Genomic DNA, 12,727 nt, shown 5'->3' on the forward strand with positions numbered 1-12,727 from the left:
ACCAGATCGCCCAGGCGGTCCGACGACATATCCATGCCGTAGACCTCCCATTGCGTCGTTTCCAGGATGCGGCGCGTCAGATGGTGGCCGATGAAGCCATTGACGCCAAGAATCAGGACCTTTTTCATCGGTTTTCCTCTTAGGACTTCGCAGTAATGATGTTTTGGAATACTTGTACAGATACCGGGCTCGCGTTGTCGGCGTTCGGACCTTCGAGCAACTGCGTCACGCGGATGGCTCCGCCGTCTCCGCCGACCGCCACGATACGTCCATCCACGACATGCAGGCCAGGCTTCAGGCCCGCAGGCACGCTCGACGGTTCGATGCGGCGTGCCCGCGCGACGATGAAGCGGCGGCCGCCAATGTCGGTGAACGCGCCCGGGTAGGGCGGCGCGACCGCGCGGATCAAATTGTAGACCGCTGCTGCCGGTTGGCTGAAATCGATACGGCCGTCCTCGGGTTTGCGTCCCGAGAAATAGCTGCCCTCGGAGAGCACATTGGGCCGCTTGGGCGTCTGCCCGGCCATCATGGCGGGCAGCGCGCGCCACAGCGTTTGCTCGGCGGCGACGGTGACCTTCTCGAAGACCTCGCCGGCCGTGTCGTCCGGCAGGATTGGCACTGACGTCTGGTCGACGATATAGCCGGCGTCGGGCTTGGCTTCCATCGCGTGCAGCGTGGCGCCGGTTTCTTCCTCGCCGCGCAGCACGGCCCAGTTCACCGGCACGCGACCGCGATACTTCGGCAGCAGCGAACCATGCATGTTGAAGGCGCCCTGCGGCGCCACGGCCAGCAGGTCAGCCGGGATCATCGACCGGTAGTAGAACGAGAAGATGACATCGGGCTTCGCGGCGCGAACGGCTTCGGCCAATGCCGGGTCGGTCGGGTCCTCGCCATAGATGAACGACAGGTTCAGTTCGGCGGCCGTGTCGGCCACGCGGCGGAACCAGATGTTCTCGTCGGGTCGGTCGCGGTGCGTGACGACCAGCGCCACGTCCACACCGCGCGCGTGCAGCACGCGCAGGCAGCGGTCGCCGACGTTATGGTAGGCAAAGACTACTGCGCGCACGAGGCCTCCGCTGCGTTGTCGGTCTTCGGATCACGGGGGTCACGCTCGAGCACTGCCTGGATGCGGTAGCGCGGGCGGTCGCGCACTTCCTGATAGATCCGGCCGACGTACTCACCCAGCAGGCCGATGCCGAACAGCATGATGCCGACCAGGAAGAAGTTGAGTGCGAACAGCGTGAACACACCCTGGACTTCAGAGCCGAGCAGGAAGCGGCGAATCAGCAGGATCACGAACAGGCCGGCCGAGGAGATCGACAGCACCGTGCCGATCGCCGAGAACCATTGCAGCGGCACGATCGAGAAGCCGGTGACCAGGTCGAAGTTCAGGCGGATCAGTTGGTAGAGCGAATACTTGGATTCGCCAGCGTGGCGCTGCTCGTGGCCGACTTCGATTTCCACCGGGTTCGACGAGAACGTGTAGGCCAGCGCGGGAATGAACGTGTTGACTTCGCGGCACGCGTTGATCGTGTCAATGACGTTGCGATCGTAGGCGCGCAACATGCAGCCCTGGTCCGTCATCTTGATCTTCGTAATCTTCTCGCGCAGGCGGTTCATCGCGCGCGACGCGTAGCGGCGGAACGCGGAGTCGTTGCGCTGGCGGCGAATCGTGCCGACGTAGTCATGGCCCTTGCGCATCTCGGCCACCAGCCGGGGGATTTCCTCGGGCGGGTTCTGCAGGTCGGCGTCGAGCGTGATCACGATGCGTCCGCGCGTGTGCTCGAAGCCGGCCAGGATGGCCATGTGCTGACCGAAATTGCCGTTGAACAAGATGACCCGGGTCACGTCCGGGCGCTTGTGGAACTGCGCGGCCAGCATCTGCGGCGAGCGGTCGGCGCTGCCGTCATTGACGAAGATGATCTCGTAGGATTCGCCCAGGCTGTCCAGCGCCGGATAGACGCGGTCGAACAGCGCCTGCAGGCCACCCTCCTCGTTGTAGACGGGGATGACGACCGAGACCTCGACGGAGCTTAGAGAGAGAGGCGTTTGCATGTTTCGCTTAGAGTTGCGCAAACCCGCTCCACGTCGGCTGTCTGCATGGCGGGGAACATCGGCAGCGTGACGATGCCGCGGCCAATGCGCTCGGCATGCGGCAGCATGCCTTCGCGCCAGCCCAGGGAGCGGAAGTAAGTAAACAGGTGAACCGGTGGGTAATGCACGCCAGTGCCGATGCCTGACTCGCGCATCGACTCCATGACGTGCTTGCGCGCTTCAGCGGCGCCGCCACGCAGGCGGTCGGTCGGCAGCACCACCTGGAACATGTGCCAGTTGGTGGTAGCCACGTCCGGGTCGCGCGGCAGCGGCAGTTCGATACCGAGATCGGCCAGTCCGGCGTTGGCGGCGCAGCGGAAATAGGTCTCGGCCAGTTCGGCGCGGCGTGCGGTGATCGCGTCCAGATGCTGGAGCTGGGCCAGCCCAATGGCAGCGTTGACGTCGGTCAGGTTGAACTTGCCGCCCGGCTCCTCGACGTCCATGCCGTCCATGCCGGTGCGGATCACGCCTTGCAGCCGCAGGCGCTCCGCGCGCTGCGCTTCCTCCGGCGAGTTCATGACGAGGCAGCCGCCCTCGATCGTGGTGATGTTCTTGTTGGCCTGGAAGCTGAAGCTGACCAGATCGCCAAATGCGCCGATGCGCTGGCCGCGCCAGCGCGAGTCGATGGCCTGCGCGGCATCTTCGATCACACGCAGGTTATGGCGCTTCGCGATGGCGTAGAGGCGGTCCATGTCGACCGGCAGACCGGACAGGTAGACCGGAATGATGGCTCGCGTGCGCGGCGTGATGGCGGCCTCTACGGCATCCAGGTCGATATTGCGCGTGCGCGGATCGATATCGACGAAGACCGGACGGGCGCCGACCGTCAGGACCACGTTTGCCGTGGCGACCCAGGTGATTGGCGTGGTGATGACTTCGTCGCCGGGGCCGATGTCGGCGATGCGCAGCGCGATTTCCATCGTTGCCGAGCCGTTGGAGAACGTTCGCACGGGGCGGCCGCCGAACAGCTCGGACAGCGTGGCCTCGAACGCCTGCACCTTGGGTCCGGACGTGATCCAGCCGGATGCCAGCACCTTGCCGACTTCGGCAATGGTGGCATCGTCAATATTTGGGCGGACGAACGGCAGGAAATCCTGCGGAGCGGAAGCAGTCATGATCGTCAGGAGCGGGCAATCAGGAAAACGCCAGCCAGTATCAGCAGGATGCCGGCGACGCGCAAGGGGCCAATCATCTCACCGAACAGCCACCACGCCGCCAGGGCGTTGACCACGTAGCCGAGCGAGAGCATCGGGTAGGCAATCGACACGTCCACACGGGACAGGCCGACAATCCATACCGCCACGCTTACCACGTACAGGGTCAGGCCGCCGATAACCGGCCATTGGGTCAGCACGCGGAAAGCCGTGGTGAACAGCGTGGCGCGATCGATCGTGATCGCGCCCACGGCGTTGACACCGGCCTTGAGCAGGAGCTGCGCGCAGGCGTTGAGCAGCACGCCGGTAAAGATGAAGGCGAAGGTCGATAGCGTCATGGCGCGGTTCTGGAGTCCTTGGGCGACGGTGCCGGCGCGGCCGGCGGCGGGAAATTGCTGACTACCACGCGGCGCACGTCGCGGGCCACCACGTACATCGGCAGGTGGCTGGCCGCCAGACTATCGTAGGTGTCCGGAGACATGATGCCGAGGGCCGGCTGGCCGTCACGCCACTTGGCGAGGAAGCCGTCCATGGTGGGAATCCACTTGTCCGGCTCCTGCTGGGTGCCGAATTCGAGTTCGTCCGGGGCCGCCACCATGACCAGCGTGTGGCCCAGGTAGAACGGCAGCGTGTGATCCAGAACACCCACGCCATAGAGCGGCATGTCGTCCTTGAGCACGGCCTTGATGGCCGGCACCAGGTCGACGCCCGATGCCCGGCGACCCATCACTTCGTGGCCCATGAGGGCAATGGTGCAGGTCAGGAAGAAGGCGAGCGAGAACGCGGTGATGCTTGGCAGCAGACCATAGGCGCGCAGCAGGCGGCGCGCCAGCACCATTCCGACCAGAAGTACGGCAAACGCCACGCCAACGTAGATGGCGAAGACGCGGAACACGGCATTGGGGTTGGTCTCGTTGCCGAGCGTGGCGACGAACGGCGAAGCGATGATGCCGGCCACCGACAGCACCGTGACCGCATTGATCTGCCGCAGCCACGACCGTTCGTTGATCTGTTCCAGCGCCACGGCGACCAGGATGGCCAGCGCCGGGAACACCGGCACGATATAGCCGGGCAGCTTCGAGCCGGACAGGCTGAAGAACACGAAGATCGCCGCGAACCAGATGAATGCCAGCAGGGCGGGCTGGAACGGCTTCGCGCCCACGCCGCGCACCGCGCCAGCGCGTTCGCGCACCGCGGTCCACATGCGCGGGGTCAGGCCTAGCCAGGGCAGCGTCCCGGCCAGCAGCAGCGGTACGAAATACCAGATCGATCCCTTGCGCGAATGCACGGTCGAGGTATAGCGGTCCCAGTGCTCATGAATAAAGAAGAAATGCGGAAACTCGGGGTTGCGCGAGGAAATCAGCCAGAACCAGGGCACGGTGACCACGAGCATGGCGACGATGCCGCTCACCAGGTGCAGGCGGCCCCACAGGGCAAGGTTGCGTGTCACGAGGGTGTAGACCACCAGCACCAGGCCGGGCAGGGCGATGCCCACCAGCCCCTTGGTCAGGATCGCCACGCCCATGGCCGCCCAGCAGGCCAGCATCCAGCCACGGCGGGCCGCCGGCGACGCATCGGGGTGCTGGGCCAGCAGCATGAAGGCCAGCACGCACGCCAGCGCACCCGAGAGGGTCATGTCCAGCGAATTGAAATGACCGGTGACGCTCCACATCGGCATGGCCAGCAACGCCAGCCCGGCCAGCAGCCCGGCACGCGCGCCATACCAACGGATGACGGCCATCATGGTGACCACGAGACCAACAAGGCCGGACAGCGCCACGGCGAGCCGGGCTTGCCAGTCTCCGACGCCGAACAGCTCGTAGCCGATCGTCGTCACCCACATATGGAAGGGGGGCTTCTCGAAGTACTTGAGTGCGTTATAGCGAATCGTCACCCAGTCGCCCGTGGCGAACATCTCGCGCGAGATTTCTGCGTATCGGCCCTCGTCCGGGCGTAGCAGGTGGCGGGCATCGAGCGTGCCGAACCAGACCAGCAATACCGCGATGACGACCAGCACCACTGGGGCGATCATGCCCGGGGGCAGCCCGTCGTGACGCGAGGGCGAGGAACTACGCATAAATCTCCTGAAATGGCCGGAAGCCGGACGCGATACGACGGCCGGCGTGTGGCGAACTCCCCACAACGCGACAAGACCCGACTTGGTGGACAACAGGCTTTGAATAAGCCCCAGGAACCGGCAATACCGATCGGGCTCCCGAGCGCCCGGCATCGCCTGGGCCCGGCCGCGAGGGGCACGGGCGCGCAATGGTAGCACGACAGCACACCGGGGTCGTGGTTTCGGCCGGATCGGCCATGTATCAGACATGAGTCCGGCCATTTCTTTCAAGGGCATTTCGCGCAATACTCATGACTCGTCGGCCGGCTGCGCGGGAGGATGCCGACGCTCGAACCCGGGTGACCTCGATGAAATCGGCCTTGCTATCGATCTTGCTGTTAGGAGTGCTTGGTAATGCACTGGCGGATTCGGCCGAGCCGATGGCCGCGCCTGTGACCGATGGCGCATCCGCCGCCGAGGCGGCGCCCGTCGGTCCCCAGCTCTGCGACGCGCCCTGGTTCCGGTCCGGCGCTCGCGTCCAGATGGAAGGCGATGGCACCATGCCGATGTCCATCACAATGACGCTGCGTGACGTCATGCGCACCGCACGGGGCTGTAGTGCACAACTAGAAGTACGGTCGAAGTCGGCGCTTTCCGCCCTGATGGGGCCGCCGGTGGTGATGGATCAGGTCCACGAGATCAATATCGACCGAAACTCCACCCGTACCCGGATCGACAGCCGGAACGCCACGATCAACGCCCAGGCCCGATACGCCCGGATGTTCGGCGGGGCGTCATTTACAGGCAGCGGGGTCTTCAACTACGCCGGCATGACGATTCGCGAGAACACGACGCTGGAAGGCGAGACCTTCCAGTCCGCCGTCGACCTCAAGATCTACCCGCTCGGGTCCGACGACATGGTCGGCACCATGCAGGCGCAGCACGCCTCGATCATCGTCGGCTCGCGCCACGTGGGCCGCAAACAGATAATCGACACGGTGCTCGGCCGCAAGGAATGCATGCCGATTACCTATGAGAAGCGCACGTCGCTCGGGCCGTTGATGATTGGCGACGAACTGCTGCAACTCGAACCGAGCGTCCTGCACGTGACTGACTGGTACTGCCCGACCGAGGCGTTCGTGCTACGCACGGAGATCCGCCAGAACAACAAGGTGCAGAAGGTCAATGTCACGGCGCTGGAGCTGACCGGGGATGAGGACTCCCATTGACATCGACACGGTCATTGAAACGGTCACGGGCGCTTCCTTGACCGCTGACTGATTGCACTGGCAATGCCCGCAATCCTTGATGGCGGCGACGTCTTGTCTGCTTGCCTCCCAAGTCCGGCCTGACTGGACGCTCGTCCATTGATATTTTTTTCGACCTTGTTGTGGCGAAAAAATATATTGGACGTCTCACCGGTGCTCCCGCATTATTTCGCCTTTCCGCCATGCGCAAATGTGCGGCTGGCGGCTATGGCTTGCCCGGCCGCCGTATACCGGCGCCTTGGCTGGCCTGTGTCCAATTACAACCCCACAACTGCAAGATCCGAGGAAAGAGATGCCTGAGTACCGATCACGAACTTCGACGCACGGCCGGAACATGGCGGGTGCTCGCGCCTTGTGGCGCGCCACCGGGATGAAGGATGGCGATTTCGGCAAGCCCATCATCGCCGTGGTGAACTCGTTTACCCAGTTCGTGCCGGGCCATGTCCATTTGCGCGACCTCGGCGCGCTGGTTGCGAAGGAGATCGAAGCGGCCGGCGGCGTGGCCAAGGAATTCAACACGATCGCGGTGGACGATGGGATCGCCATGGGCCACGGCGGCATGCTCTATTCGCTGCCCTCGCGCGAGCTGATCGCCGACTCGGTGGAATACATGGTCAACGCGCATTGCGCCGACGCCATGGTGTGTATTTCCAATTGCGACAAGATCACCCCGGGCATGCTGATGGCCGCGATGCGGCTGAACATTCCCGTGGTGTTCGTCTCCGGCGGCCCGATGGAGGCCGGCAAGGTCAAGTCCCCAACGGACGGCCAGGTGATCGCAAAGATCGACCTGATCGACGCCATGATCAAGGCCGCGGACCCGAAGGTCAGCGACGCTGAAGTGGCCGAAGTGGAGCGCAGCGCCTGCCCGACATGCGGTTCCTGCTCGGGGATGTTCACGGCGAACTCGATGAACTGCCTGACCGAGGCGATTGGCCTGGCGTTGCCGGGCAACGGCACGATCGTTGCCACGCACGCATGGCGCAAGGGCCTGTTCGAACAGGCGGGCCGCCTGGTCGTGGACCTGTGCCGCCGCTACTACCAGGAAGAGGACGCATCGGTCCTGCCGCGCAACATCGCCACCAAGTCGGCATTCGAGAATGCCATGGCACTGGACGTGGCCATGGGCGGTTCGACCAATACCGTGCTGCACCTGCTGGCGGCAGCCCAGGAAGCCGGTGTCGATTTCACGATGTCCGACATCGATCGCATCTCGCGCAAGGTGCCGTGCCTGTGCAAGGCCGCACCGGCCACCGACAAGTACCACATCGAAGACGTGCATCGCGCGGGCGGCATCCTTGGCATTCTCGGCGAACTGGCGCGTGCCGAGTTGCTGGATCTGTCGTGCGGCAACGTGCATAGCGGCACGCTTGGCAATGCCATTTCCCAGTGGGATGTTGTCGGTGGTGCGGGCGAAGACGCGCAGAAGTTCTTCCGCGCAGCACCGGGCGGCATTCCGACGACCGTCGCGTTCAGCCAGGCGGCCACCTTCGAGTCACTGGATACCGACCGAAAGACCGGCTGCATCCGGAACAAGCAGAACGCGTATTCGAAGGACGGCGGTCTCGCCGTGCTCTACGGCAACCTCGCGGAGAAGGGCTGCATCGTCAAGACCGCTGGCGTGGACGAATCGCAATGGGTCTTCTCCGGGCGCGCCCGTGTCTTCGAAAGCCAGGACGAAGCCGTCGACGCCATTCTGGGCGACAAGGTCGTGGCTGGTGACGTTGTCGTGATTCGCTACGAAGGTCCCAAGGGTGGCCCGGGCATGCAGGAAATGCTCTATCCCACGTCGTACCTGAAGTCGAAGGGCCTGGGCAAGACCTGCGCGCTGTTTACCGACGGTCGGTTCTCCGGTGGGTCGTCCGGGCTGGTCATCGGACATGCCTCGCCGGAAGCCGCCGAAGGCGGCACGATCGGCCTGGTGGAGGACGGCGATCTCATCGAGATCGACATTCCGCAGCGCAAGATGCACCTGGCGGTGTCGGACGAAATCCTGGCGCGCCGTCGCGAAGCCATGGAGGCACGCGGTGACAAGGCGTGGGAGCCGGTGGATCGTGTGCGCGTAGTGTCCCAGGCATTGCAGGCGTACGCTGCGCTCGCTACTTCGGCGGATCGCGGCGCAGTGCGCGATATCTCCCAGCTCAAGCGCAAGTAAGGCGCGCGCGGCGCGAAGCAGGTCGTTTCGTCCTGCTTCGCCGTGCGCCGCTGAATGGCACAAAAAAAGCCTCGCATCTGCGAGGCTTTTTACTTGCGCGGACCCGATTCGGGCCCGTGCGCGGGGTGCTCAGTTGTTCGAGGCTGTCGGCTTCTTGGTCGCCTTCTTGCTGCTCTTGCTCGACTTCTTGGTCGTGTCGGTCGACTGGGTCGACTGATCGGTCAGGTCGGCACGCGTGCTCTTGTTCGCGCCCTGCGAATACGGGTCGAACTTGTCCCCTGACTTGGCGCCCTCGCTATAGGTATCGAACTTCTGCCCGGCCTTCGCGCCTTGCGAGTACGGGTCGAACTGCTTCTTGTCTTGCGCGACGGCAGCCACGGAGGCAGTGGCCAGACCCAGCGCGATAGCGGTGGCGATAAGCTTGTTCATGGAATTCTCCTGAGTGATGCCGCTTTCCGGCGGTTCGCGTTATTTCGCTTGATGCACGGGTTACCGGGAGGTAAAGACGCGCTCAAGCCAGTGTGTCCAAGGCCGGTTGGGCCGTCAACTCAGGGGTTTTCCGGGGGGAGCCCCCCGGAATGCGCTTATTCCGTCACAACGTCGGAGGGGTGCTTCCACGCCTGCAGGACTTCCGTCGACGGGGCCAGCGCCAGATTGGTACCGCGCGTGCCGATCGGCTGCTGGAACCAGCGCTTCTGCATTGCCGCGACGTCCGGGCTGGCGAAGGTCTTGGCCAGCGTCTGGTCGACCAGACGCTTCCATTCCGGATCGGCCTTCGACAGCATCAGTGCGTTCTGTTCGACCGACAGCGCCGGGCCGACGATCACGTACTGCGACGGATCCTTGGACTTCGCGCGCAGGCCGGCCAGCAGCACGTCATCCATGACGAACGCTTGCGCGCGGCCGGTTTCCAGCAGCAGGAACGATTCGCCGTGGTCCTTCGCGTAGACATCGCGGTAGCCGTACTCGGCCTTCAGGCGGCGCACATGGCGGTCACCGGTGGAGCCGGCGCTGGTCACCACGGTCTTGCCACGCAGGTCATCGAACGACTTGATACCCGAGTCGGCGCGCACGAGCATGCGGACGGTCGACACATAGTGCGACACGCTGAACGCCACCTGCTTCTGGCGCTCCAGCGTATTGGTATTCGGCGCGCAGTCGAGATCGACCAGGCCGTTGACCACGGCCGGAACCCGGTTCTGCGGCGTCAGCGGCAGCCAGCGCACCTTGATGGTCTTGAGCCCGAGCTTCTCCTTGGCGGCTTCGGCCACGCGCAGGCAGAGGTCGACGGCGTAGCCGGCCGGCTGTCCCTTGTCGTCGCCGAACGAGAACGGCAGGGCGGATTCGCGGTAGCCAAGCGTGATCGTTCCGCTGTCGCGAATGCGATCAAGGACCGGGCTCTGGGGATTCTGGGCGTGGGCGGCCGGCACCAGCGCGGCAGCCAGGGCGATACCGGCCAGCAGGCGTTGAAGAGACGAAACAGACACAATCGACGGCATGTTCGGGGTCAGGCAATGAAAGACTGCGAGGGTATACCCGGGCCGTTCCCGTTAGAAGAATTTCTTTTTCATAAGCTAATGCCGGGCGCCGAAGCGGGAAGGGGGTTGCCCTCCGCTTCGGCACTCAACGCTGCCTGTCGCGCCGGATCGACCGGATCGGCAGGATCGACTCAAATCGGCAGGATTAATCGAAGGTCTTGCCCGCTTCGGCCAGGCGCACCAGCAGCGGCGCAGGCTGCCAGGCCGGGTCGGCACCCGGTTCAGCGGCGAAGCGGCGCAGGCTCCGCACGACGTTGGGCAGGCCCACCATGTCGGCGTACAGCATCGGCCCGCCGCGCAGTCGGGGGAAGCCGTAGCCGTTGAGATAGACCACGTCCAGATCGGAGGCACGTGCGGCGATGCCTTCCTCCAGAATGCGCGCGCCTTCGTTGACGAGGGCGAAGATACAGCGCTCCACTACCTCTTCATCGCTGATGGCGCGCGGCGTGATGCCCTGGGCGCTGCGGAATTCGGCGATCAGGGCTTCGGTGGCCGGGTCCGGGATCGGGTCGCGGTTGCCGGCTTCATAGCGATACCAGCCGGCGCCGGTCTTCTGGCCCAGGCGGCCGGCCTCGGCCAGCTTGTCGGCCACCGACGGACGCAGCGGCACGCCGGCCTCGGCAGCCTTGCGCTTGCGCGTGGCATAGCCGATGTCCAGGCCCGCCAGATCGCCCATGCGATATGGGCCCATGGCCATGCCAAACTTTTGCAGCGCTCCGTCGATCTGCTGCGGTAGCGCGCCGGCGTTGATCAACGCGCCGGCGGCGGCGCCGTAGCGCGCCAGCATGCGATTGCCGATAAAGCCGTCGCACACGCCGGAGACCACGGCGATCTTCTTGATCTTCTTCGCCAGCGCCATGCAGGTGGCCAGCACGTCGGGCGCGGTCTGCGCGCCGCGCACGATTTCCAGCAGGCGCATCACGTTGGCCGGGCTGAAGAAGTGCAGGCCGATCACGTCGGTCGGCCGCTTTGTGAACGAAGCGATGCGGTCGAGATTCAGGTACGACGTGTTCGACGCCAGGATGGCACCGGCCTTGCATGTCTTGTCCAGCGTTTCGAACACGGCCTTCTTGACGTCCATGTTCTCGAACACGGCCTCGATGACCAGGTCCGCATCGGTCAGGTCCGCATAGCTCAGCGTGCCGGTGATCAGCCCCATGCGCTGCTCGACCTGCTCGGGCTTGAGCTTGCCCTTCTTCATCGAGTTTTCGTAATTGCGGCGGATGGTTGCCAGACCCTTGTCCAGCGCTTCCTGCTTCATCTCCAACAGTACGACGGGAATCCCGGCGTTAAGGAAGTTCATCGTGATGCCGCCGCCCATGGTGCCGGCGCCGATCACGCCAACCTTCCTGATCTCGCGCAGCGGCGTGCCGGCCGGCAGATCGGCGATCTTCGACGCAGCATGCTCCGCCTTGAAGATATGGCGCAGCGCGCGCGACTCCGGCGAGGCCATCAGGCTCATAAAGCCTTCGCGCTCCACGCGCATTCCTTCGTCGAAGGACTTGGTCAACGATGCGGCCACGGCTTCCAGCGCCTTCATCGGTGCGATCTGTCCCTTGGCTTGCTGCGCCACGCTGTTGCGGGCGAACTGCAGGAAGGACTCCCCTTGCGGGTGGCTGACGCTCAGTGCGCGGGTGCGGCGCGGCGGCGTCTTCGCTGCGATGAGCTCCTGGGCGAATGCCACCGCGGCGGCAACCACGTCACCATCGGCCACGCGGTCGATCAACGGCGTGCCCGCGAAATTCTTGGCCGGAGCCGGGTTGCCGAGGGTCACCATGTTGACGGCCGGCTCCAGGCCAATCAGGCGCGGCATGCGCTGCGTGCCGCCGCCACCGGGCAGCAGGCCAATCTTGACTTCCGGAAGGCCCAGTTGGGCGTCCGGCAGCGCGACGCGAAAGTGGCAACCCAGTGCCAGTTCCAGCCCACCGCCCAGGCACTGCCCGGCGATCGCGGCGACCACTGGCTTGGCGCCGCCCTCGATCTGGTCGATCACGACACGCAGATTGGGCTCGCGCGAGGCGTTGGGCGTTCCGAACTCGGTGATGTCGGCACCGGCCGAGAACGCGCGGGGCGTGCCGGTCAGCACGATGGCCTGCACGGCCGGGTCCGCGTTGGCCCGATCGACTGCATCGGCGATGGCCGTGCGCAGTGCCGCGCCAAGACCGTTGACCGGCCCCTTGTTCATCGAAAGCACGGCAACCGGGCCGCGAAGTTCGTAGTTGACAATGTCGCTCATGAGAAGTCTCTCTGCACGGGAGGTCGTGATGGGTGTGGGGCAAGGCGGCGCGCGATGCGGGCGACGCGTTGACGCCGGGGTCGGATGTGGCTCGGCAAGCGTAGCAGCACCGCTGGCTTCCTGCAAACCACGATTTCTAAAAATACATCGCGTATCAGAAAACTTAATGCTATCAATCAAGAGCGCACATACCATGTGTTCGATAACCGGAAGGTATGTGCCGATC

The 12,727-nt window shown here is 64.6% G+C and carries 11 protein-coding genes; 2 read left to right on the forward strand and 9 right to left on the reverse strand.

Going from position 1 to position 12,727, the window contains the following annotated elements:
• The 6 genes from RN01_RS33710 to RN01_RS01755 all read right to left on the reverse strand — a co-directional run.
• Nucleotides 1-128: NAD-dependent epimerase/dehydratase family protein (locus tag RN01_RS33710; protein ID WP_156149772.1), on the reverse strand; the 128-nt coding region annotated here is incomplete at its 3' end.
• 11 nt (nucleotides 129-139) lie between these two features.
• Nucleotides 140-1,066, reverse strand: coding sequence for a formyltransferase (locus RN01_RS01735; protein ID WP_017513427.1), 927 nt, complete (start codon nucleotides 1,064-1,066; stop codon nucleotides 140-142).
• The gene (locus tag RN01_RS01740) at nucleotides 1,054-2,055 is read right to left on the reverse strand and encodes a glycosyltransferase (RefSeq protein ID WP_017513428.1); all 1,002 of its coding nucleotides are present in this window, start codon (nucleotides 2,053-2,055) and stop codon (nucleotides 1,054-1,056) included. Before RN01_RS01740 ends, RN01_RS01735 begins: the two co-directional genes overlap by 13 nt.
• Entirely contained in the window at nucleotides 2,034-3,209 is a 1,176-nt protein-coding gene (locus RN01_RS01745) for a DegT/DnrJ/EryC1/StrS aminotransferase family protein (RefSeq protein ID WP_017513429.1), read from the reverse strand. Before RN01_RS01745 ends, RN01_RS01740 begins: the two co-directional genes overlap by 22 nt.
• Before the next feature lie 5 nt (nucleotides 3,210-3,214).
• Nucleotides 3,215-3,586, reverse strand: coding sequence for a multidrug efflux SMR transporter (locus tag RN01_RS01750; protein ID WP_008648542.1), 372 nt, complete (start codon nucleotides 3,584-3,586; stop codon nucleotides 3,215-3,217).
• The gene (locus tag RN01_RS01755) at nucleotides 3,583-5,325 is read right to left on the reverse strand and encodes a glycosyltransferase family 39 protein (protein WP_017513430.1); all 1,743 of its coding nucleotides are present in this window, start codon (nucleotides 5,323-5,325) and stop codon (nucleotides 3,583-3,585) included. Before RN01_RS01755 ends, RN01_RS01750 begins: the two co-directional genes overlap by 4 nt.
• Before the next feature lie 347 nt (nucleotides 5,326-5,672).
• On the opposite strand from RN01_RS01755, the gene RN01_RS01760 reads away from it, so the two are divergent.
• Entirely contained in the window at nucleotides 5,673-6,533 is an 861-nt protein-coding gene (locus RN01_RS01760; protein WP_017513431.1) for a hypothetical protein, read from the forward strand.
• Between the two features lie 331 nt (nucleotides 6,534-6,864).
• A complete protein-coding gene (gene ilvD / locus RN01_RS01765) occupies nucleotides 6,865-8,727 on the forward strand; it encodes a dihydroxy-acid dehydratase (RefSeq protein ID WP_024570759.1) in 1,863 nt (620 codons plus the stop codon).
• A 129-nt stretch (nucleotides 8,728-8,856) separates the two neighbouring features.
• Here the strand turns inward: ilvD and RN01_RS01770 are convergent, their stop codons facing one another.
• From RN01_RS01770 to RN01_RS01780, 3 genes are all read right to left on the reverse strand, one after another.
• The gene (locus RN01_RS01770; protein WP_008648536.1) at nucleotides 8,857-9,156 is read right to left on the reverse strand and encodes a hypothetical protein; all 300 of its coding nucleotides are present in this window, start codon (nucleotides 9,154-9,156) and stop codon (nucleotides 8,857-8,859) included.
• A gap of 155 nt (nucleotides 9,157-9,311) precedes the next feature.
• The gene (locus RN01_RS01775) at nucleotides 9,312-10,226 is read right to left on the reverse strand and encodes an amino acid ABC transporter substrate-binding protein (protein ID WP_017512119.1); all 915 of its coding nucleotides are present in this window, start codon (nucleotides 10,224-10,226) and stop codon (nucleotides 9,312-9,314) included.
• Nucleotides 10,227-10,410: 184 nt separating this feature from the next.
• Nucleotides 10,411-12,501, reverse strand: coding sequence for a 3-hydroxyacyl-CoA dehydrogenase NAD-binding domain-containing protein (locus RN01_RS01780; RefSeq protein WP_017512120.1), 2,091 nt, complete (start codon nucleotides 12,499-12,501; stop codon nucleotides 10,411-10,413).
• Nucleotides 12,502-12,727 lie beyond the last annotated feature (226 nt).

Source organism: Cupriavidus sp. SHE (assembly GCF_000812445.1).
In the GTDB taxonomy this organism is placed as follows: domain Bacteria; phylum Pseudomonadota; class Gammaproteobacteria; order Burkholderiales; family Burkholderiaceae; genus Cupriavidus; species Cupriavidus metallidurans.

Bases quoted from the DNA above. Each gene is read 5' to 3' on its own strand.
- RN01_RS01740 (WP_017513428.1), bottom strand. From the start codon at position 2,055: ATGCAAACGCCTCTCTCTCTAAGCTCCGTCGAGGTCTCGGTCGTCATC.
- RN01_RS01745 (WP_017513429.1), bottom strand. From the start codon at position 3,209: ATGACTGCTTCCGCTCCGCAGGATTTCCTGCCGTTCGTCCGCCCAAAT.
- RN01_RS01750 (WP_008648542.1), bottom strand. From the start codon at position 3,586: ATGACGCTATCGACCTTCGCCTTCATCTTTACCGGCGTGCTGCTCAAC.
- RN01_RS01755 (WP_017513430.1), bottom strand. From the start codon at position 5,325: ATGCGTAGTTCCTCGCCCTCGCGTCACGACGGGCTGCCCCCGGGCATG.
- RN01_RS01760 (WP_017513431.1), top strand. From the start codon at position 5,673: ATGAAATCGGCCTTGCTATCGATCTTGCTGTTAGGAGTGCTTGGTAAT.
- ilvD (WP_024570759.1), top strand. From the start codon at position 6,865: ATGCCTGAGTACCGATCACGAACTTCGACGCACGGCCGGAACATGGCG.
- RN01_RS01770 (WP_008648536.1), bottom strand. From the start codon at position 9,156: ATGAACAAGCTTATCGCCACCGCTATCGCGCTGGGTCTGGCCACTGCC.
- RN01_RS01775 (WP_017512119.1), bottom strand. From the start codon at position 10,226: ATGCCGTCGATTGTGTCTGTTTCGTCTCTTCAACGCCTGCTGGCCGGT.
- RN01_RS01780 (WP_017512120.1), bottom strand. From the start codon at position 12,501: ATGAGCGACATTGTCAACTACGAACTTCGCGGCCCGGTTGCCGTGCTT.